We start from the raw sequence: 21,589 nt of genomic DNA on the forward strand, positions 1-21,589 counted from the left end.
GGCTAAATTATAAGAACTAAATCGCCCTAGAACCGAGACCAATGTTCATAGGGCGATGACTTAAAACTGATAGCTAACAATAAAACTACCATCAGCACGCTTTTTATGAGACTCACCGCTTTCGCCGTAACCTGCAACCAACTTAACACTCCATCCAGACTGATTTATACCCGAGAAGTGATAGCTATAACTTAAACCTGCGCCATTGGTGGTTTCATCATCAAGTAAATCGATAATTGGCTCAAAAATACCACATGTAATATCATCATCTTCACATGCAGGGCCTGCATCTCGTGCCCCCAAAGCCCCTAACACCACGCCTATTGCATGTTTGTTATTATCAGACACCGCTTTCTCATAACCTACAGAAAACCCATCATCCAAACCAATAAGATAATTTCCATACCACCGACTATTACTATCGGTTTGTGGAAAAGTCAGTTCAACTTGACCAAAAAATGGATACCCGGTACCAACAGAGAAATCGACTGAATTAGCGATACTACTAGTACTGACTAACAGAGCTGACAAACCAAATGCCGCCTTTGTTAAAAATGAAAACATTTATCTTTCCTTTTATTATCAACTTTACAAAGGTAGCAGTGGACGTTCCCAAATAAAATACGGGAAGTGTAAGAAAGTGTTATACCAATTAGCTTATTTACACGAACCATTTCATAGTTTAACAATACTTATTAAGCTTAGTGTTAGATTTGCCCACAGAGGCTTTCGTGTATTAAGTCGAATTGGTATAGGTACAATCAAGATAGTAAAGTAGTCAATTCCGCTATTAGCTCATCCACATCGGCGCGATTCACTCCCATATGCGTCACAAATCGCATGCCTTGATATCCTGGAGTGATATTAATGCCCTTTGCCTTTAACTGCTTTGCTATCGTAAAAAGATCGATGCCAGCTTCCACTTCAGCGAAGATAATATTTGTCTGTACTAAGTGCTTGCATGGCTTAAACCCAGGCAGTTGCTCAAGTTTATCAGCTAAATATTGCGCGTTTTGATGATCTTCCTCTAGACGCTCTACATTATGTTGCAAAGCATAAAGACCAGCAGCCGCGAGCATGCCCGCCTGACGCATGCCGCCACCAAGCATTTTTCTAAGCCTTCTCGCCTTTTCTATCAATGCTTTATCACCAAGCAATAAAGAGCCAATCGGCGCGCCAAGTCCTTTAGATAAGCAAATAGTAAATGAATCAAAATGCTTTACGATTTCTGTGATATCAACCTTTAACGCGACTGCAGCGTTATAGACTCTTGCACCGTCAAGATGGAGCGTTAAGCCATGCTCGTCACACAGCGCTCTGGCTTGTGCGATATATTCTAGACTTAATACCTTGCCACCAATGGTGTTTTCTAAACTAAGCAACTTAGTTTTCGCAAAATGAAAATCGTCAGGTTTAATCGCTTGCTTAATTCTTTCTAAGCAAATACTGCCATCGGTCTCGTTTTCCAATGGTTGCGGCTGAATAGAGCCAAGCACAGCCGCTCCACCCGCCTCAAATTTATAATTATGCGCCTGTTGGCCACACAGATATTCATCCCCTCTTTCACAATGGCTCATCAGTGCAAGCAGGTTTGCTTGCGTGCCTGAGCTAGTAAACAGCGCAGCCTCAAAACCATGACGCTCAGCCGCAAACTGTTCAAGTGCATTCACTGTCGGATCATCACCATAAACATCGTCACCAAGCGGCGCGTCAAACATGCTTTGTTTCATGGCGGGGGTCGGTTGCGTAACCGTATCAGATCTAAAATCCATCAATCTTATCCTTGTCAAAAGAGGAGCGCACAGCATAACTGAAAAACGCGCATAGAAGTATAAAACAAGATGAAAAAGGGAGTTGTTCACTCCCTTCAAGATCCGTTACTTTTGCAGTGTTTACTGCAACCCGGGCCAAGTGCCATTATCAATGGCTTTAGGATAACCCGCATCCACTTTGTCAAAAGTAATGCTATATCTTAGATAGCGACCGTCAGTTAAGAAGAAATAAGCACGCGTGTCGTTCCACTTTAATGCTGCACTTATCTTTGTCGCATAGGCACCAAGTCCCGGCCAAGTATTATCGTTGATAGCTTTGGGATACCCACTGTCCACTCGGTCATCTCCCAAGTCATAGCGTAAGTATTGACCATCATCTAGGAAGAAATACACCTTATCAGACGTCCAACGAAGGGTTGCTGTTATTTTATTTGCGTAGGCAGCAAGCCCCGGCCAAGTATTGCTATCAATTGTTTTAGGGTAACCTGCTCGTACCTTATCGCTCTGTACGTCATAGCTCAGGTATTGACCATCCGATAGAAAGTAGTACACCGTACCACTGTCTTTATAAAAACTCGCTCGAATTTGTTCTGCATAATCGCCAAGTCCCGGCCAGTTGCCATTAGTCACCGATACAGGATAGCCATCATCCGTTTTATCTAACACAGTATCGTAACGCCAGTAGCGCGCATCTTCCGAGAAAAAGTAGCTTTTAGTATTGTGCCACTGATGCGCCGCACTGAGTTTCAGCTCAGTAACTCGATAACCAACATGCACACCCTGTTGCTCAAAGCTATAGTTATTGATGCCAGATACGGGCTGCGGATCTTGCCACTGGGCAACACCCGCAGGCAAAGTTTCAATCAGTTGATTATTTCGATAAACACGTGTTTGCGCATTCGCACCATTTAGCCACGTAAATAGTTTATTGGCATAATTGAGTTTACGCATTCCTAAATCACCGTACATCGGCGTGCTTTCAAAACCCGCTTGCACATTTGTTTCAATACCCATGTAAGATAAAATGGTCGGTACAATCGCTGTTTGTGCTGGATAGCCGTATAAACCAGAGAAATCGGTATTAGCAGGATTAACATCTTTTGAGCTAAATTCTTTATTCAACACTTTGTTGGTGGCGATGAAGATGGTTTTTTCCGGCTCAGTTTGCTCACCGTGATGACAGCCAACAACCGGTGTACGGCCATGATCGGTGGTGACCATCACCAACCAGTTCTCACCGTTTTGCTCTCTTGCTTCAACCGCATCGAGCAATTTACCCAGTCGCTTGTCCGCATCTTCTACCGATTTATTGTAGGCTGAACCAAAGCATAAGCTGTGGCCCACAGCGTCCGGTTCGTCTAAATGTAAAAAGACAAAATCTGGTGAGCCGTTATTTAATGTTGCCAGCGCTTTATTTAAATTATCATCATCGCTGCCTCCCTCCGATCTTCTGTCCATCAAGGCAACATCGTCACTGAAGAATTGCGTATGAATAGGTCCCCAAGTACTAAAACTTGAGATATCGGCGTTAGCATCATGTTCTGCGATGTAACGATAAAGGCTGGGATAGGCTTTGTTTGCTAGGCCTGAGTCGTTGCTCGGCACTTGATGCTTATTCACCCAAACCCCAGTTAAAATTGTCGCCCAGCCAGGGCCACTTTTGGTTTTTTGCTGTGTTTGTGTTTTTGCTATCCCGCCAGTGTAAGCTTGAGTTAGATATAGACGATCAAAGTTCGGCGTATTATTGGCACCAATTTTTTCGTATTGCAGGCCATCGATACCAATGAGCAATACTTTGTTTTCAAGTGCATCTGCACTTGCGGTAAATGAAAGTGCAAGTAATGCACTGCTAAGCACGGGTAATTTCATTATCTTTCCTTTAAATGTGAATTTCTGGACTAGTCCAAGAAAGATAATAAATCCCAAACATGAATAATCGTTTACAAAAAAATTACATGGAAAAATATTTTATCGCGGGTTTTGCTAACTAACCTGAGGTTTGGATAAGGAATGTTCCAACTCATTGTTGCTAAAGCACAACTTAGTTTTCTCCTTATCTAGCCAGAGAGTTTTAGGGAAAACAAGGCGAATTTACGCACCAATAGCTGGCTATTGGAAGTGAATTCAACGCAGTTAGCGCTAAAACTGGCTGCTAGAAAGGCATTAATTATCCGCAGCTCAGGTTAACTAGGTTTCGCTTCCAAACTTTCGCTTAGCTGCTCCAAGCTCTTACCTTTGGTTTCTTCCACAAACAAAAATACCAGCGCAAACGAAAGCAATGAAAACAGGCTGTACAATAAGAAGGTGGTGCTTGCTCCTAAATATTCAAGCTCCCACGGAAACACTAGTTGTACAGTAAAGCTGGCGGCATTATTAATCACACCGACAACGGAAATCGCAACGGCTCGAATTGCATTTGGAAATATCTCCGAAAACATTACCCACATGACTGGCCCCAGCGACATCGCAAACGACGCAACAAAAAGAGAAATCCCAAGCAAAACCAGTTTTGCTGGCATATTAATGCTGTGTGCGAAAATCACCGACTTGTATTGTCGGTACTCATCTGCAGTTAAACGCTGCTTTATCGCGTTATTAAATGCAACATCGGAGGTGAAAGTCTGGCCTAATATTGGCGCTAATGCATGCGCAGGAAAATCGGCTACTTCTGTCTTAATTTCAGCAATATGCGCTGTATTTAGCTGATAAGTTGCTTGCTTAAAGCCCCAGCTACACAGCGCCATACTAAAGCAAATGCCCGTTAATCCAATAAGTAACAGCGGCCGCCGTCCGAGCTTATCTATGGTCAATAGCGCAACGATGGTAAAAACTACATTGATAAGACCAATCCAAATCGCTTGCATAAATGCAGCATCAGTACCAATACCGCTTTGCTCAAAAATGGTCGGGGCATAAAAAAACACCACATTGATCCCGGTGACTTGCTGCGCGACGGCAAGCACAATGCCTACCAGCAAAGGGACACGAAGTCGCTTACTAAACAAACTGCCCATTTTGCGTGCAAGCGACAAACTACTCAGTTGCAGTTTAGGTAACGCGGCTTGAATAGCATCAAGTTGCTGTTGTGCATTGTTGCTACCAAACAATCGCGTTAATGTGCGTTTAGCCTCTAGCGGTTGATCCTTCATCAATAACCACCGAGGACTTCGCGGCAATAACAGTAACAACAAAATCCAAGCCAGTGCTGGCAGCGCCTCAACACCAAGCATCCAACGCCATGTTTGGCTATCTATTTGCCAACCAGACACCCACATTGCATCGCTATGGCTGAGCTGAAGTAAGAAATAATTAGTGAAATAGGAGATAAATAGGCCAACGACAATATTGAGCTGATTAACCGATACCAAACGCCCGCGCTGATCCGCTAAGCTGATCTCAGCAATATACATGGGCGCCACCATCAAGGAACAGAATGCCATTCCACCAATAAAACGCGCAATCACCAGTGCTTCAAACGAAGTCGCAAAAGCCGAGCCAATCGCGGAGACAAAATACAAACACGCGGTCATCAGCAATGTTTGCTTACGGCCAATAGCATCAGCCACCGGCCCTGCAATAAGTGTTGCGACCAATCCTCCTAAGGTAGGCGCACTCACGACAATCCCTTGCTGCCATGGGGTGAGCTTAAAGGCCTCGCTGATAAACCCAATTGCGCCCGAAATCACCGACGCATCAAAGCCAAAAATAAACCCGCCTAACGATACAATTAAGGTGTACTTCAATGCATTGGATATCGACAGGCTGGTCATCGCTTATTACTCTGCTTTTACGGCGATAGAATCGCGCAAGATTAAGGTTGGTGGGTAGAGATTTTCAACATCGGGTTGGTGCTTCTCTTTATACACATGCTTAAGTACCCAACGCGCGGCCGCATTGCCCATTTTACGAATAGGGTTATCTATGGTGGTGAGTTTTGGATAAAGATATTTGGTAAATAACACATCGTCAAAGCCTACAACGGAAAGCGCTGATGGGACATCAAGTCCTGCTTCTCTGGCCGCAGTCATCGCACCTGATGCCATCTCATCGTTTGCGCAAACCAAGGCACTAAAGCGCTGCCCTGTTTGCATTAAATGATTAAATCCCGCGATGCCATCGGTTTCATGATAACCGCCTTCAAATGAGAGCTTAGGATCAAATGACACATTGTATTCAGCTAAGGCTTTTTGATGACCAGCCAAACGCGCTTTGGCATCAAGCTTAAATAACGGTCCACTGATATACGCGATATCTCGGTGTCCGCGCTGCAATAGCGCCTCAGTCGCTAAGTATCCACCCAGTTCGTTGTCAGTATAAAAACAGCGCTCCGCCAACTCTGGAATGTGGCGGTTCACTAGCACCAGTTCTACATCTCGTCCCGCAAGCTCAATGAGATATTCATCACTGACTGCTTCTGCATGCACAATTAAAGCATCGCAGCGCCTATCCAATAAAAACTCGATGGCTTGTTGCTCTTTTTCTTCATCACTGTGGCCCGCAGCAATAATGGCATGTTTACCCGCCGTTCTCAGTGTACTCTCTATGGTGCTCATCATGTCACCAAAGAAAGAACCGTGTAGCTCAGATACCATAAGCCCCACACTGTTACTGCGGTTAGAAGCCAAAGATTGCGCGATGGCGTTGGGTTTATAACCTAACTCTGACATTGCCGCGAGCACCTTCTCTTTGGTTTTGTCACTCACCTTTGCATTGCCATTCATCACCCGTGACACCGTGGCTAATGATACTCCTGCAGCTTTTGAGACTTCGTAAATCGTTGCCATACCTATTACTTTTATTCCATCAGTTGTATCTGCGCACTATACCAATTTTGGCTCAAAATGCGCATAGTTTTAGACACTTGATTTACGCTCTAGCAGCATCGTTTGGTAGGCTTTTGCACTCGCCTTTAAGGTTCTTTGCTGAGTATGATAATCAACGTGCACAATACCAAAGCGTTGCGTATACCCCTCTGCCCATTCGAAATTATCCATTAAACTCCATGCAAAGTAGCCACGAATATCAACGCCCAGCTCCATAGCTTGATTAACCGCGAGCAGATGAGATTGGAAGTACGCCAGCCTTTGCACATCTAATACTTCGCCATTTTCCATTTTATCGTCAAAGGCCGCACCATTTTCTGTGATATAAAGTGGTGGCAACTGGTACTCAGCATGTAACTCCCGAAGCAATGCACAAAAAGAGTCTGGCACGACTTCCCAGCCCATTGTAGTGAGCGTTTTGGCACTAGGCTCAACTTGTTCATACCATCCATTACCATCAGATTGATAAATATTTCGGGTGTAATAGTTCACGCCAAGATAATCAATGGGAGCAGCAATAATCTCTAAATCTCCAGCTAGAATATCTGGTTGTACGTCCCTCGGGAGCTCGGCAAGTAAATCTGGGTACTGCCCTTCAAGAATAGGCTTGATATACCAGTGATTACAGTAATCATCCGCGATTTTTGCCGCTTCCACGTCACAATGCGCTGTAGACACAGGATCCGCATTGGCAAAATTCAACACAACTCCATGGAGGCTATTTGGGCAATGCGCTCTTAACACTTGCATCGCTAAACCATGAGCAAGAAGCAGATGATGAGCTGCTTGTCGTCCCGCCGCTTGGGAGCGCAAGCCCGGTGCATGAATACCTAATTCATACCCCAAATGTGCACTACAAAATGGTTCATTTAACGTGGTGTACGCATACACTTTATCGCCAAGCGCTTTACATACCACCTCGGTATACCGTGCAAATGCCACAGCCGTTTCTCGATTCAGCCATCCGCCCTTATCCTCAAGCGCTTGTGGCAAGTCCCAGTGATATAGCGTGACAAACACTTTTAAGCCTTTAACAACTAACGCATCGACCAATTGTTGGTAAAATGAAAGTCCAGCATCGTTAACCGTGCCATCATCATTCATTACTCTTGGCCAAGAAATAGAAAGGCGATAGGCGTCAACCCCTAAACTGGTTATGAGTTCAACATCTTGCTGCCATCTGGATACATGCTCACAGGCAATATCACCGTTACTACTATCCTTTATCGCGCCATCATGTTCACAAAACCTATCCCAAATTGACTCACAACGCCCACGCCGCTCACCTTCGATTTGAAATGACGAAGTCGCAACGCCGAAAATATAGTCTGCCTTCAACATGGCCGAGTGTGTTGGCAGGATAATTTTATTCATGGTTAATCGTTCCAAGTTATGTGTTCACGCCAAGGTACGAGCGTGTTGTGTTAGTCACAGTGCAAGGCAAAAACATTTTTTATTTGAATTCGTGTTCGCTTTCTGCAATCATCATTAAAAATGTAAGCGCTTTCATTTTTATAAATGTAAGCGCTTTACCAAAAAAAATCAACTAGGAGTTTGTCGTGAGCGTACCGTCTCAACCACAGGTTTCAGCAGCAATCGCCACAGGCCATACTGGTCAGTACCGATTTGCTTTGGGGGCCCTCACCTCACTATTTTTTATGTGGGGTTTCATTACTTGCTTGAATGATATTTTAATTCCGTATCTCAAAGGCGCGTTTGAGCTTAATTACACTCAAGCGATGCTGATCCAATTTTGCTTTTTTAGCGCCTATTTTGTTGTTTCGGTGCCAGCTGGTAAATTGGTTGGAAAAATCGGCTATCAAAAAGGCATTGTAACTGGATTACTTACCGCAGGCATCGGCTGTATGCTTTTTTACCCCGCGGCTGAAAGTGGTATCTACGGCGTGTTTTTATTCGCGCTATTTGTACTAGCGGCAGGGATCACAGTGCTACAAGTTGCTGCTAACCCTTTTGTTAGTGTACTTGGCTCTCCCGAAACCGCCCCAGCACGACTCACCATGACCCAAGCCTTTAACTCTCTAGGTACGACTGTCGCCCCATTTTTTGGCGCCATGCTCATCTTCAGTGAGGGAAGCACAGTTGAGGTGGGCAATGCCAGCGCAACCCAACTGCCTTACTTAATGTTGGCAGCCATGCTCGCATCATTGGCTTTGATCTTTGCCTTTATCAAACTTCCCCAGCTAAGTAATACTACTGAGGAAGTCACCACAGGTGAAATCAAAGCATGGCAGCATAAACATTTGGTGCTTGGTGCAATCGGTATTTTCGTTTATGTTGGGGCGGAAGTGGCAATTGGCTCAACACTCGTTAGCTTCTTACATCAACCGGACATTGGCAACATGACCGAAGCCCAAGCTGCAAAGCTCATCGCATATTATTGGGGTGGTGCTATGGTCGGACGCTTTATTGGCGCGTTAGTCATGCAGAAAATATCGGGTCGAACCGTGCTTGCCTTTAATGCAGCCTGTGCATTTGCATTAGTACTTATCGCAGTATTTAGCAGCGGTCAGCTCGCCCTTTGGAGCATTTTGGCGGTCGGGCTTTGTAACTCCGTGATGTTCCCGACTATCTTTAGCTTATCGTTGAATGGGCTTGGAAAACAAACGGCACAAGGCTCTGGTATTCTCTGTCTTGCTATTGTCGGTGGTGCAGTTATCCCGCTATTTCAAGGGATGCTAGCAGACGGAATCAATCTGCAGCTATCATTCTTACTGCCTGCTTTATGCTATATCTACATCGCCTACTTTGGATTAAAAGGCGCAACTCCTCAGCGTTTCAAGAGTAATTAAGACATGAAAACGAAAATAACCATGCTAAGTCTTGCAATGGCTATCGCAACCTTAACAGGATGTAGCGAAAGTCCAAATAAAACCAGTGTTGATACAGCTCGCCAAGTGGAAAACTGGCCAGCGCTGACGCCTGCTATCCAAACCGATAACAATCTAGAAGAAAGAATTCGGTCGATACTCGCTAAGATGACCCTGGAGCAAAAAATTGCGCAAATGATCCAGCCTGAGATTCGAAATATTACCGTCGCAGAAATGCGAGAGTACGGATTCGGCTCATACCTCAATGGCGGCGGTGCATTTCCTTACAACAACAAACATGCAACGCCTGCTGATTGGGTTAAACTTGCCGAAGCGCTTTATCAGGCATCGATTGACGATAGCCTAGATGGCAGCACTATTCCTACCATGTGGGGAACGGATGCGGTTCATGGCCACAATAATGTCATTGGCGCTACGCTATTTCCACATAACATTGGCCTTGGCGCGGCAAATAACCCAGATCTCATCGAGAAAATCGCCCACATTACCGCGAAAGAAGTATTAGCCACCGGGATTGATTGGATCTTTGCCCCAACGGTCGCCGTGGTACGTGATGATCGCTGGGGACGCACCTATGAAGGATACTCGGAGCATCCCGACATCGTAAAAGCGTATTCCAGCGCCATCGTTAAAGGCTTACAGGGCGACCCTAAAGCGGACTTTCTTGGTAAGAACCGCGTGATCAGCACGGTAAAGCATTTTGTCGGCGATGGTGGCACGGTTGCTGGCGACGACCAAGGCGACAACATCGCCTCTGAAAAAGCATTAATTGCACTTCACGCTCAAGGCTACGTAGGCGGACTTGAAGCCGGAGCACAATCGGTGATGGCGTCGTTTAACAGTTGGCATGGCGAAAAAGTGCATGGCAGTCATTATTTGCTTACCCAAGTGCTCAAAGAGCGAATGAATTTTGATGGTTTTGTGGTGAGCGATTGGAATGGTCACGGCCAAATAAAAGGTTGTACGAACGACAGCTGCGCAGAGGCCATTAATGCCGGCATTGATATTGTCATGGCGCCGAACGACTGGAAAGCCTTGTACAACAATACGCTAGCGCAAGCAAAAAGCGGCGCTATCGCGCAGTCTCGCATTGATGATGCAGTAAGTCGTATTTTAAGAGTTAAACTCCGTGCGGGACTTTTTGAAAAACCAAGTCCTGCAAATCGTCCATTGGCTGGCAACTCAGAAATCATTGGCGCAGAGTCGCACCGTAAAGTTGCGCGTCAAGCCGTACGTGAGTCACTGGTTTTACTCAAAAACAAAGATCAGCTATTACCACTTAAACCAAACCAACATATTTTGTTAGCAGGCGATGGTGCCGACAACATCGGCAAACAATCGGGCGGTTGGAGTATTACTTGGCAAGGTACCAACAACACCAATGCCGACTTCCCGGGCGGTACTTCTATTTATGATGGTATAAAGCAGCAAGCAGAAGCGGCTGGTGGCACCGTCACATTAAGTACTAGCGGTGATTTCGAAGATAAGCCTGACGTTGCTATTGTGGTATTTGGCGAAGATCCCTATGCAGAGGGCCACGGTGATAGAGCAACACTTGAATACAAGCCGTCTGATAAATCTGATCTCGCATTACTCAAACGTTTTAAACAAGCAGGAATTCCTACAGTGGCAGTGTTTATCAGTGGTCGCCCAATGTGGGTAAATCCTGAACTCAACGCATCCGATGCATTTGTGGCGGCATGGTTACCGGGGTCTGAAGGAATTGGGATCAGTGACGTATTACTTGCCGACAAAAACGGCCAAGTTAAGTATGATTTTACTGGCAAGCTTAGCTACTCTTGGCCAAAAACGCCGACACAAATCGTAAATTACCAAGATGAAAATTACGACCCGCTTTTACCTTATGGTTTTGGCTTACGTTATTCAGACCAAAATGTATTAGCAGATAATTTACCAGAGCAAATACAAACTCAGGCAAATCTCGCCAGCGGTGTAGACTTGCTGGTAAGATCAATCAATAAACCTTGGCAAGGCCATCTATATAGCAGTGCCGAAAATCAAGTGATAAATGCCAACACCCATACGCTTGGTGGTATTAGCTACCGCACAACGGACAGAGAAGTACAAGAAGATGCCATTCAGCTACTTTTTGACGGTAGTCGACGCAGCGGCTTTAGACTCGCTAGTGAAAGCTACTTTAGGGAAGACATTAGCCCAAGTATTCCAACCGACAGCGCCCTTACTTTTAAAGTACAAGTTGATGCAGCGCCAGATAAACCGGTTTGGGTAGCGATGAGCTGTGAAGGCGAAGCGGACGCAAACGGCTCATGCACCGCAAAAGTCGATATTGCTAAGCAACTTCAAGCTATGCCTTTAGCCAAATGGCAATCACTAAGCATTGACCTCAATTGCTTTACAGCCCAAGGCATGGACTTCACTAAAACCGTTGTCCCTTTCGAGCTTTCAACCGCTGGAATACTAGAGGTAACGCTATCTGAGATACAGATCTCTTCAGAAGCATCACCAACACTAAGCTGCAATTAGTCCCCTTAACACGATGTGGGCACGAGGCTGTGTTCACATCGTTTTTTAGTGTCTAATGAAGCAACTTTAATGTGGACTAGAATTTAAGAGATCTAAGGTAAGCCAATTGTCTGATGCGCTCGTTTATTCTTTTTACAGGGCACAAACAAGCGATTTAAAAAGTCACACCAAGAGCACACTTGCCCTCACCTGCTCAATTTAATACTCTACTTTATGAGCTAACACCAAGGAAGCCAGAGTGTCAAACATAGCCGAACAAGTGATTAGTACCTATCCACCTGCTGCACAAGCAAAAATCAGGGCACTGCGTAGCCTCGTTATGCAGGTTGCCAGTGAGCAAAACTTTGGCGCGGTGATTGAGGCAATAAAGTGGGGAGAGTTAAGCTTTAGTGTTAAATCGGGTAGCCCTTTCCGTATAGCTTGGAAAGCCAAAACGCCTACTAACTATCACCTTTATTTTCACTGCCAAACGAAGCTAGTTGATACATTTAGAGTACTATTTTCCGACGAGTTACAGTTTGAAGGAAACCGAGCGCTAGCCCTTAAACTGGAAGAAGACATGCCAGCCGCGCTACTCTACCGCTGTATCGCCATTGCAATGGACTATAAAAACCTCAAAAACTTACCTTTACTCGGACAATAACAACCAATCTGGGTAAACCTTGCCCGGAGCGAAAAACCCACCGTTACCAATTTTTACAACCGTGTACTTCTTACCTGAATAAAACGTGAAAAATTTACCCCATTAAAACACGAAGATTAAAAACCAATTAAATTCAATAACTTAAACATTTAAATTTGTGGTTCGAGCCTTGCTTACATAGTGATAGATAAACAATGTAGATGCATTTCGCCATTCAGCATTGGAAACCACCAAAACCAACTAGCGCAAATAACAACATTAGGAGCATAAAACATGACACCACAACCCGAGCTGCAAGATAGTTTTATTGATTTCGTGAACAAGCAGCAATTTCCATGCATTTGTGGTGGTAATAGAGCCGAATTAGCATTTAACCATGTTGAGGTTTTAGGTTTTGGCGATCTCACCTCAAGACACAACAACTTTAGTTTGATAACGAGCCTCTATTCTTTTGTCGAAAAGGTAGATTTTGACAGCATGAAAAGTGCCGCGTTTGTGGCGGTTTTTGAGCAGAGCCAACACTTAGATGACAGCGACTTTAATAAGTCTGTTTGGCGTAAACTGCAGGAATTGCAAAACCTAGTTTCGCAGAGCACTCCTAGAGGGCCGCATTCTCAATCGTCAGATTGCAGCAATAATTTTCATTTTAATTTGGATGGCGAGCCGCTTTATATCACTTATTTAAGCCCTACAAGCGCATCGAGAAACAGAAAGTTTAAGTACCCAGCGATTGTTTTTAACTTAATGCCTCAGTTTGAGGTCCCACAGAGTTTCCGTGTCGTCGAATCACACGTAGAAACCCACAGAATTTAATGCACATTGTACCAACGGAGAGGAACTAGATATGAGCAACATCATGGTAATCGATTTTATTATTTACGTCGTCATTGGCATATTAACAACTTTGGGTTGTTTTGGCTTAATGAGTGCTTCAAGCGCTTACTCAAATCTAAGTAGCCCAACCAGTCGCACTAAGGCGAGTAAGCCTGCTGCAGTGCGGAGCTAAGCAATGCCGAATTCAAGCTTTGCTCCCTTTAACTACTCGCGGTAAAAGGGAGTATGCTTACATTTTTAAGCCACTCAAACTACTTACCGGCGGCAACTAAACCGGCGCCAAACCCAAAAAACACGCCACCGCTCAATTTGTTCATCATCGTCATGCTCTTCGGTGACGACAATTTAGTCTTAGCAAGGCCAGAAAACACCGCATAAGAAATATGCACTATAAACACCAGCAGGCTAAAGGTAAAAACCAGCAACATAAATTGCGGCAAAAAGGCATTTTCCACATTGATAAATTGCGGAAAGATAGACATAAAGAAAATAACAGCCTTAGGGTTAGTGATCGAAACAAAAAAGCCTTCTAAAAAGCATTTTTTCATCGAACTGGCAGCAATAGACTTGCCTATTTTACTTTCACCCTTAGTTCGCCACATTTTGTAGCCTAAATAGAACAGATATGCAGCGCCAATAAATTTAACGACCGTAAATGCCAACACGGAACTGGCTAAGATCACACCTAAACTTGATGCCGATACCGCGGCGACAATCAAAATCCCGAGCGCGACACCACAAATACCAGCTAAAGACTTGGCAAAGCCTCTTTGAATTGAGTTATTGATAGTCAGCATCACCGCAGGCCCTGGTAATAAAATGGTCGCCAAAGCGACACCTACAAACAGAAAATAATTGTCCACAATATCAACCCCGCAAACACTCGTACGAATCTCACTCACCGCATCATCACACTAAATCATGAATTTACAAAGTAATATGCGGTAAGTGGGGCGACGAACTGAGTTTATCAAAAATATTCATCTTCGAACTCAGCCTAATCGTTATTTTATGCAATATGCGCTTGGATGAGCGCGACATAAAGTCGCCCCTACTGAAGTAAGTAGCTTAGAGCCAAAAAAATGCAGATTCATCGGTCTGCATTTTTATACCAGTTGTATTAAGTAAATGATCTATCTTGAAGCGGGGAAATAGCTTTAGTAGCAAGGCAAAAATTTTGCTATTTAGTTGTTCTAAATGAGAAATTTTTAACGAAGCTAATATGCTATTTCACCCTTCAAATTGATTAGAGAATTAATTCAATTGGTATTATGCCAATTTGCTTAATTAAGTGAAATTGGCTTTAGTGAACGGATACGCAAAAGATCACTCAAAAGTATACCTCACACCAACCGAGTATCTTGGACCGTATTGACGAGCAAATAAGAATTGCTCTTCATAACGACCATATCCTTGCTCGGTTTCATTGTTTAAGTTTATACCTTCAAAGAACACCGTAAACTGCTCATCAATATCGTAATTCACACTAACGTCCCATTGACCGTAAGACTTGGCATATTGCGGTGGTGCATCTGCTGAGCCTTGCGCTTGACCTACCCCGATAAGATAAGCGTCACGCCATGCGTAGGTTAACTTCACCGATAACCCGTCTTTTTCGTAAAATGCTTGGAAGTTAGCTGAGTCACTTAATCCCGTCAGCGGTGCTTGCTGCACTAGGCTTTCACTATCAAACTCAACATCGCCATCAACAAAAGTTGCGTTTACACCAAGGCCAAATCCCGTTTCACCAAATAAGTGCTGTACCGCCACTTCAAAACCATCAACCGATTTGCTATCGGTATTTTGTGGCTGGCTGATGTTCCATACCATCAAAGGATCGTCACTGCTTGGCTCAATTTTACCATCGGCATTACCGTGACCATTGGCGAGCATTTGCGCAAAAATGGCATCACTGGTTGCCTGCTCTCCACGGGCTTCAATATCTGCAATCGCTTGTTTATACCTTGGACCATTGTAAACATCGTAAAGACCTTCAATCGTGGTTTGCGTGATTGTGGTTTGAATAAAGTTATCGACCTCTTTTTTGAAGTAGCCAAGTGACGCGTAACTTCCTTCGTTGTAATAATATTCAAGTGAAAAATCTAGGTTGGTCGACTCAAACGGTAATAGATTTGTATTGCCTCGAGAGCCAGTTCTTGCTCCCGGTTTTGGGCTGCCTGACAAACTTCTGCCACCCGCAAGATTGCTAAGCGGCGCACGCGACATTGTTTTGCCCCAAGACGCTCGTGCAATTAAATCTTCGGTGATATCAAAACGCACATCGATCATCGGTAATAGAATGTCGTAATCCCCTTCCTGCGTTAAGAAATTGTCATCACCGCCCGCAGCGTATTGCATAATCCATTCAGATGGACTGTCCCAATTCACTTGCGTTTCCACACGCTGACGCACCACACTTGTCACATCCGTTTGTTCATAGCGCAGGCCTGCGTTGATCTGCACAAAGTAGTCAGAAAATTCAAACTCCCATTTGGATTGCAAGTAGATGCTGTCAGTGGTTTCATCAACTCTACTTTGGCTGTCTATGCCATCAAAATAGGCATCCGCCGAGTAGTAGTCAGCACCGATCACATCTTCTGTAAGATACGCAAGCTGCCTTGCAATAGCTTCATCAAAGTCATAGGTATAGTAATACCCCGGCTGTAAGTCACTGCCACCACCAGCGAATTGGTCTAGCAAATCGCCAGTTTCATGGCGCGTAAACATGCTATCTGGGAAAATTTCTTTAAACGAAGGATTAAAACCCGGTCCTCCTCGTAGACCACTCCACGCTTCATACCCCCCAGTTGACTGTTCAGTGCGAGCTGCACCAAACTGCACACTCACTAGGCCAATATCAAAACTGTCGTTAAACCAAGTGGTATCAAGTTGTAACTGCTCGACTGTCGCCTCTCCGGGAGAATGGATAAATTGGCTAAAGTTAGAATCAATTTCACTTGCCATGAGTTCATTCGTGCCATTTTTCCAAAGCACATTTGCATGTGGCACTTCGCCCTGCCGATAATCATAAATCTTAGTGAGCAACTGATCTGAGCCTAAGATGATTTGACCGTCACTACCCAAACCTTTATCTGCGCCATTATCGGTTTCGTTTTTCGAGTCGTGATAATCAAGCTCTACATGCCAATTATCGTTAATTTGCCAGTCCAGATTTAATCCAAGTGAACGCGCCTCGACTTCCGTCGTATTTCTATTTGCAGTGAAAGATGCATCATTACCGCCAATATCGGCATAAACCGCGGTGCCATTGGCATCTAACTCATAGGCATTTATATTACCGCCAAACTCATTCCAAATACCCCACCCCACCGTATTAGAGCCAGTTACGGCAAGGCTTGCCGTATAATCTAAGGTGGCAACAAAACCGTTAGTCGGTGCATATTGAAAGGTAACTTGACCGTTCGTTCTTTCTCGCTCTAGATCTTCAATGCCGTAGTTCATGTCTTTTGGAAAAAAGTAATTTCCGACTTTATTACCCTCGGCATCTTCAGCACGGTCATCAATGATTTTAGACGGGTCTAAATCAGGTAGATCAACATTGGCCTGCCAGCCTTGAATATTGGCTTGCTGCTTTTGAAAATCACGTTGCTGATGGGAGAAGGAAAATCCAAAACCAAAGGTTTCATCGGCAAAGGTATTACTATAAACCGCGGAAACCTCAGGTGTAACATCATCTCCCGCTTCGTTAGAGGTATCAACAATCGCCTTTGCTGTTGCGCTAAAGTGCTGCCCTGGGCGTTGTAGTGGCTTAGCTGTGACAATGTTGACCAAAGCCCCTAAACCGCCACTTGGTACATCAGCACGTCCGGTTTTATATACCTCAAGCGCACTCACACCTTCTGCGGCTAGGTTTTCCAAGTTATACGAGCGAGTATTACCTGTGCCCGGCATTTGACGACCATTTAATGTCACCAAGTTAAAATCAGGCCCAAAACCACGTACGGTAATTTGGCTGCCTTCACCGTTGGCACGGCTGACCGAAACACCAGTGATCCGTTGTAAAGATTCGGCTAAGTTGGTATCTGGAAATTTCCCCATTTCCTCTGCCGAAATGGCATCCATAACCCCCGATGCGGAGCGCTTTAAATCCATTGAACGGATCAAACTTCCGCGGATCCCTTTCACTTCAATCACTTCGACTTTTTCTGCTGTTTGTTGCTCTTCTGCTTGAGCTATGCTGACCATTCCCGCATTCATCGCTATTGCTAGCGACAACTGAGCGGCAAGCTTACTTTTATTGAATTGTTTGTTATTCATGACTGCCCTGCGATTCTATTCTTGCTGCTGGATCACCGAGTTCAAAGCACTATTGGCGATCCACACTGGCTTATTGACTGATGATTTCAACATTGTCTATGCGGTAAACGGCGCCTTCGCCCATTCCCCAACTGGGGAATACCATCAAGACATCAATGGCACTAATATCGAGTCCTGCATCGTACAAAGCTTGAAGTGGAAACGTATACGTTTGCCATTTGCCAACTTCTGGAGCTTGACCTTCAGCGCTTTGATTCAGAGCAAGCTCTACCGCTGCACTGGCATCATTTGACTCAATTTTAAACAGCCATTGAGCGTCGATATTTGCAGGTGCTGAAGTCACTTTCATATCAAACTTAACTACGCCAGTTTCTAGTAAATGGGAAGCATCATAATAGACATCGTCATCCGCTAAGAACCCCATCACAGTTGGGGTTGCACCAATAACAAATTGCGCAACTTGACCATGGGCTGCATCTTCGTCCACTTCGATTGTGGGTGTAGAGCCACCACAGCAATCCCAAATTGACCACTGCTCAGCAGCTTGATCTTTGAATAAGCTTAGACCACCACTCGCCTTGTCACCGTCAGGATGAAAGATTTTTGCGTTATCAACACGATAAACCGCACCGCTACCTGAGCCCCAAGCTGGGAAAATCATCACCACATCAATTGCACTTGGATCAAGTCCTGCCTGAGCCAAAGCTTCAATTGAGAAAGTATAGGTTTGCCATTCACCGGCCTGTGGCGCTACACCCTCTTGTGATTCAGATAGTGGTAGCTCAACCGCACTCGCGGCATTGTCAGACTCAATTTTAAGTAGCCAAGGGGCATCAGGCGTTGACGGTAGGCTCATGACTTTCATCTCAAACTGTACTACGCCACCTGCTAAAATTGCAGTTGCATCAAACGGCTTTCCAGCTCCGCCCACTTCCGTTCGAGACGAAAACCCCATTACCGTTGGTGTGTCACCAATCGTAAATTCAGCAACAATACCATGCGTCGCATCGTCAGAGACTTCAGCTGGTGTCGAGCCACCACAACAATCCCAAAGCGGCCACTCAGCGTTAATGGCATTTTCAAATAAGGTCAACGAAGGTAAGTTTGTATCCTGTGCAATCTCAACCTTATCAACACGATAGATAGCACCATTTCCGGCACCCCATGCTGGGAAGATCATCACTACATCAATGGCTGACACATCAAGTCCTGCGTCAGCCAACTGCTGTAATGGGAAGGTATAAGTTTGCCACGAGCCTGCGGCTGGTGATTGTCCTTCAACGCTTGCAAAAAGATCGAGTTCAGCAGCGCTAGAAGCACCTTGGCTTTCAACTTTAAATTTCCATGCTGCGCTTGGGTCTGAAGGCATTTGTGTCACTTGCATATCGAACCGAATATAGCCCGCTTCTAGCATACTCGTTGCATCAAATGGCGAGGCTTTACCGCTTGGATCTGTGATAAATTCGGCACGGCTGGTAAAGCCATTTACGGTTGGCGTCTCACCGACCATAAACTCAACAACATTGCCACGGCTTTCGTCTGCAACCAGTGCAGGCGTAGAGCCACCACAACAATCCCAAGCTGGCCAGTTAACGTTAAAATTATCATCAAAGATGGTTAGGTTTTTAGCGGTACCCGAAGAAGGTGGCGACGGAATAGGTGCTTCGCCTTCGACTAACGCATCCTCAAGGTCGTCGTAGCCTGGGCGCACCGTTTCACATCCTTTGCCCGTTTCAGGATTAGAGCCGCATTCATACACCCTGACATAGTCAACTACAAACGATTGTCCGTTCACAAAGGCGTCCGAGTCGATACCTTTATTATTAACGTTTTCTGGCCAATCACCGCCAACGGCAAGGTTTAAGATAAGATGAAACTGTTGATCAAAAGGCGCACTATCCCAATGAGTAACCAGCTCGCCAGAGCCTTGCTCGTAGTATTCAGCAAACCATCCACGGTGTTTTAAACCAACCGCTTCTTGCTTTGAGTTGTAACGAACCTCCGATTGACGTTGCGTGGCATAGAGATAACCATCAACGTACCAACGGATCTCACCCTCTTGCCACTCCACAGCATAGGTATGGAAGTCATCGGCTGGATTTACGCCATCAGGTATGGCGTATGCTTTACCGGTGTGAACATTATTAGGCCAATCACGGCCGTAATGCAGCGTGCCATGCACGTTAGATTCAACCGAGCCGTCTTCATTAGCGACCTTGAGGTTTACCGCTTCCATGATGTCTATTTCACCAGACTTGGGCCAGCCACCGTAAACCTCATCCGTAGGCAACATCCAAAACGCGGGCCAACTGCCTTGCCCGCTTGGTAGCTTGGCTCGCATTTCGAATCTGCCATACTTAAAGTCTGCTTTATATTTGGTGTTCAATCTTGCCGAGGTATACGGCAGTTGTGCGCCTGCTTGCGCAGGGGTAGCGACAATATTCAGCATGCCATCGGCAATAAACGCGTTCTGTTCACTGTCGGTGTAACACTGTTTTTCATTGTTGCCACCGCCGTCGCAATTTACCTCGTGCGTCCACTTAGATGTGTCTATCGCATCGCTATCAAATTCATCGCTCCACACTAGCGTCCAATCTGAAACTGGCGCTGTGGTATCAACGGATTTATAATTAGTTTCTGTCTCGGCGCTTCCGCCACATCCCGCTATGATAGCCACAGATATTGCGGTGCATAGCTTTGTTAATTTTCTTGCTGCAATTTTCATCAGTTACCCCGATGCAAAACGTCGTTGTCAAATGGTTGAATACTAAGAACTTTATTATTTAACCTGAGGCTTAGATAAGCCGTCGATTAACTCATCGTTTCTCAGAGCAGGTTATTTAGCTATACGCTGGAAGACTACTCAGCGCGTTCCTAGCAACAAATGTAAGCGCTTACAAATGGAGTTAAAAAAACACACGCAAAATGTAAGCGCTTTCACAAAAGTAAACTAAGTTAATTTATTCGTCAATATTAAATTGTCATAAGGTGAAGATCTGCATGCCATAAATACAGACTTAACAGATCAGTAGCATCTAATAAAACCGCAGCAGAAAAAGCTGTAAAGGGGCTTTACATGTTTACGCAATCGCTACATCAAGATAAATCATACGCTTTCGCTTGGTTGACAATACAGTTAAACTCACTGAGATTATCGAACCTGAGCTTCGGATAATTAATGCCTTTCTAGCAGCCAGTTTTAGCGCTAACTGCGTTGAATTCACTTCCAATAGCCAGCTATTGGTGCGTAAATTCGTCTTGTTATCCCCAAAACTCTCTGGCTAGACAAGGGAATAATTTTACGTGAGTTAAAAACAATGAATCAGCTCATTCCTTATCCAAACCTCAGGTTGAGAGCAAAAAATTAGGGGCACGTTATGAAATCATATTTCCTTTTAATTGCAGCGGCAGGTGTTATGAGTGGTTGCATGACCACCAACCCAAGCAGTAACCAGCGCCTCTGTGAGACGACATTACACAATTACATAAAATATCGAGATTCGGATTCGGCACAAGCATACCAAAGTGTTTTTACACAGGATGCAACATTTAGTATCCCAGCACTCAATATCAATATTACTGGTGCTGAAGAAATAACAATAAGGCAGCAACAAGCCATAAAAACAACAAAAAGTATGCACATGATAACCAGTGCCGATATTCAACCTATCGAGGCAAATAAGTTTAGTGCTAAAAGCTACTTTGTTCTTTATCAGCAGCCAAAATCTCAATCAGATGCCCCAATCACCGTATTTAACGGAGTGTATGAAGACGAGCTTAAAGTAATCGATGGCCGATGCTTAATCAATCACCGCCTTGTTAACGTGATCAAAAAAGAGACTTGGCATTAGGCGTTATTAACCCGGTTATTGTTTATGGCATTGT

General features: G+C 44.7%; 15 protein-coding genes. 6 read left to right on the top strand and 9 right to left on the bottom strand.

The window, feature by feature from the left end; translation table 11 throughout:
* Positions 1 to 60: 60 nt before the first annotated feature.
* From MHN30_RS13915 to MHN30_RS13940, 6 genes are all read right to left on the bottom strand, one after another.
* Positions 61 to 564, bottom strand: coding sequence for a hypothetical protein (locus MHN30_RS13915; RefSeq protein WP_239360056.1), 504 nt, complete (start codon positions 562 to 564; stop codon positions 61 to 63).
* 197 nt (positions 565 to 761) lie between these two features.
* A complete protein-coding gene (gene ltaE / locus MHN30_RS13920) occupies positions 762 to 1,772 on the bottom strand; it encodes a low-specificity L-threonine aldolase (RefSeq protein WP_239360058.1) in 1,011 nt (336 codons plus the stop codon).
* A gap of 120 nt (positions 1,773 to 1,892) precedes the next feature.
* A complete protein-coding gene (locus MHN30_RS13925; RefSeq protein WP_239360060.1) occupies positions 1,893 to 3,641 on the bottom strand; it encodes a hemopexin repeat-containing protein in 1,749 nt (582 codons plus the stop codon).
* 314 nt (positions 3,642 to 3,955) lie between these two features.
* Positions 3,956 to 5,542 (bottom strand): sugar porter family MFS transporter, encoded by a 1,587-nt coding sequence (locus MHN30_RS13930; protein WP_239360062.1) that lies wholly within the window; start codon positions 5,540 to 5,542, stop codon positions 3,956 to 3,958.
* A gap of 6 nt (positions 5,543 to 5,548) precedes the next feature.
* The gene (locus MHN30_RS13935; RefSeq protein WP_045990752.1) at positions 5,549 to 6,556 is read right to left on the bottom strand and encodes a LacI family DNA-binding transcriptional regulator; all 1,008 of its coding nucleotides are present in this window, start codon (positions 6,554 to 6,556) and stop codon (positions 5,549 to 5,551) included.
* A 69-nt stretch (positions 6,557 to 6,625) separates the two neighbouring features.
* Entirely contained in the window at positions 6,626 to 7,969 is a 1,344-nt protein-coding gene (locus MHN30_RS13940; RefSeq protein WP_239360064.1) for a GH1 family beta-glucosidase, read from the bottom strand.
* 185 nt (positions 7,970 to 8,154) lie between these two features.
* Between MHN30_RS13940 and MHN30_RS13945 the strand changes: the two genes are divergently transcribed.
* The 5 genes from MHN30_RS13945 (at position 8,155) to MHN30_RS13965 (ending at position 13,598) form a co-directional block, all read left to right on the top strand.
* Positions 8,155 to 9,405: a sugar MFS transporter gene (locus MHN30_RS13945; protein ID WP_239360065.1), complete on the top strand. Its 1,251-nt coding sequence runs from the start codon at positions 8,155 to 8,157 to the stop codon at positions 9,403 to 9,405.
* A 3-nt stretch (positions 9,406 to 9,408) separates the two neighbouring features.
* Positions 9,409 to 11,949, top strand: a complete 2,541-nt coding sequence (locus tag MHN30_RS13950) for an exo 1,3/1,4-beta-D-glucan glucohydrolase (RefSeq protein ID WP_130165297.1) — start codon at positions 9,409 to 9,411, stop codon at positions 11,947 to 11,949.
* Positions 11,950 to 12,187: 238 nt separating this feature from the next.
* Positions 12,188 to 12,592 (top strand): DUF1801 domain-containing protein, encoded by a 405-nt coding sequence (locus MHN30_RS13955; RefSeq protein WP_239360066.1) that lies wholly within the window; start codon positions 12,188 to 12,190, stop codon positions 12,590 to 12,592.
* A 273-nt stretch (positions 12,593 to 12,865) separates the two neighbouring features.
* Complete coding sequence (locus tag MHN30_RS13960; protein WP_239360067.1) at positions 12,866 to 13,405, top strand: YqcI/YcgG family protein; 540 nt, start codon at positions 12,866 to 12,868, stop codon at positions 13,403 to 13,405.
* Positions 13,406 to 13,436: 31 nt separating this feature from the next.
* Entirely contained in the window at positions 13,437 to 13,598 is a 162-nt protein-coding gene (locus MHN30_RS13965) for a hypothetical protein (RefSeq protein ID WP_162836402.1), read from the top strand.
* Positions 13,599 to 13,677: 79 nt separating this feature from the next.
* Here the strand turns inward: MHN30_RS13965 and MHN30_RS13970 are convergent, their stop codons facing one another.
* The 3 genes from MHN30_RS13970 to MHN30_RS13980 form a co-directional block, all read right to left on the bottom strand.
* Positions 13,678 to 14,256 (bottom strand): LysE family translocator, encoded by a 579-nt coding sequence (locus MHN30_RS13970; RefSeq protein WP_239360068.1) that lies wholly within the window; start codon positions 14,254 to 14,256, stop codon positions 13,678 to 13,680.
* Between the two features lie 496 nt (positions 14,257 to 14,752).
* Entirely contained in the window at positions 14,753 to 17,704 is a 2,952-nt protein-coding gene (locus tag MHN30_RS13975; protein WP_239360069.1) for a TonB-dependent receptor, read from the bottom strand.
* Between the two features lie 70 nt (positions 17,705 to 17,774).
* On the bottom strand, positions 17,775 to 20,429 hold the full coding sequence (locus MHN30_RS13980) for a glycoside hydrolase family 16 protein (RefSeq protein ID WP_130165292.1): 2,655 nt from the start codon (positions 20,427 to 20,429) through the stop codon (positions 17,775 to 17,777).
* A 652-nt stretch (positions 20,430 to 21,081) separates the two neighbouring features.
* Between MHN30_RS13980 and MHN30_RS13985 the strand changes: the two genes are divergently transcribed.
* Positions 21,082 to 21,555, top strand: a complete 474-nt coding sequence (locus MHN30_RS13985; RefSeq protein ID WP_239360070.1) for a nuclear transport factor 2 family protein — start codon at positions 21,082 to 21,084, stop codon at positions 21,553 to 21,555.
* The last annotated feature ends 34 nt before the right edge of the window (positions 21,556 to 21,589 follow it).

The organism is Pseudoalteromonas sp. OF7H-1 (assembly GCF_022347825.1).
Taxonomy (GTDB): Bacteria; Pseudomonadota; Gammaproteobacteria; order Enterobacterales; family Alteromonadaceae; genus Pseudoalteromonas; species Pseudoalteromonas maricaloris.

What these genes read in the sequence shown, in the direction of transcription:
- MHN30_RS13940 (WP_239360064.1), bottom strand. Translation starts at nt 7,969, where the DNA reads ATGAATAAAATTATCCTGCCAACACACTCGGCCATGTTGAAGGCAGAC.
- MHN30_RS13975 (WP_239360069.1), bottom strand. Translation starts at nt 17,704, where the DNA reads ATGAATAACAAACAATTCAATAAAAGTAAGCTTGCCGCTCAGTTGTCG.
- MHN30_RS13965 (WP_162836402.1), top strand. Translation starts at nt 13,437, where the DNA reads ATGAGCAACATCATGGTAATCGATTTTATTATTTACGTCGTCATTGGC.
- MHN30_RS13915 (WP_239360056.1), bottom strand. Translation starts at nt 564, where the DNA reads ATGTTTTCATTTTTAACAAAGGCGGCATTTGGTTTGTCAGCTCTGTTA.
- MHN30_RS13935 (WP_045990752.1), bottom strand. Translation starts at nt 6,556, where the DNA reads ATGGCAACGATTTACGAAGTCTCAAAAGCTGCAGGAGTATCATTAGCC.
- MHN30_RS13985 (WP_239360070.1), top strand. Translation starts at nt 21,082, where the DNA reads ATGAAATCATATTTCCTTTTAATTGCAGCGGCAGGTGTTATGAGTGGT.
- MHN30_RS13925 (WP_239360060.1), bottom strand. Translation starts at nt 3,641, where the DNA reads ATGAAATTACCCGTGCTTAGCAGTGCATTACTTGCACTTTCATTTACC.
- MHN30_RS13950 (WP_130165297.1), top strand. Translation starts at nt 9,409, where the DNA reads ATGAAAACGAAAATAACCATGCTAAGTCTTGCAATGGCTATCGCAACC.
- MHN30_RS13930 (WP_239360062.1), bottom strand. Translation starts at nt 5,542, where the DNA reads ATGACCAGCCTGTCGATATCCAATGCATTGAAGTACACCTTAATTGTA.
- MHN30_RS13980 (WP_130165292.1), bottom strand. Translation starts at nt 20,429, where the DNA reads ATGAAAATTGCAGCAAGAAAATTAACAAAGCTATGCACCGCAATATCT.
- ltaE (WP_239360058.1), bottom strand. Translation starts at nt 1,772, where the DNA reads ATGGATTTTAGATCTGATACGGTTACGCAACCGACCCCCGCCATGAAA.
- MHN30_RS13960 (WP_239360067.1), top strand. Translation starts at nt 12,866, where the DNA reads ATGACACCACAACCCGAGCTGCAAGATAGTTTTATTGATTTCGTGAAC.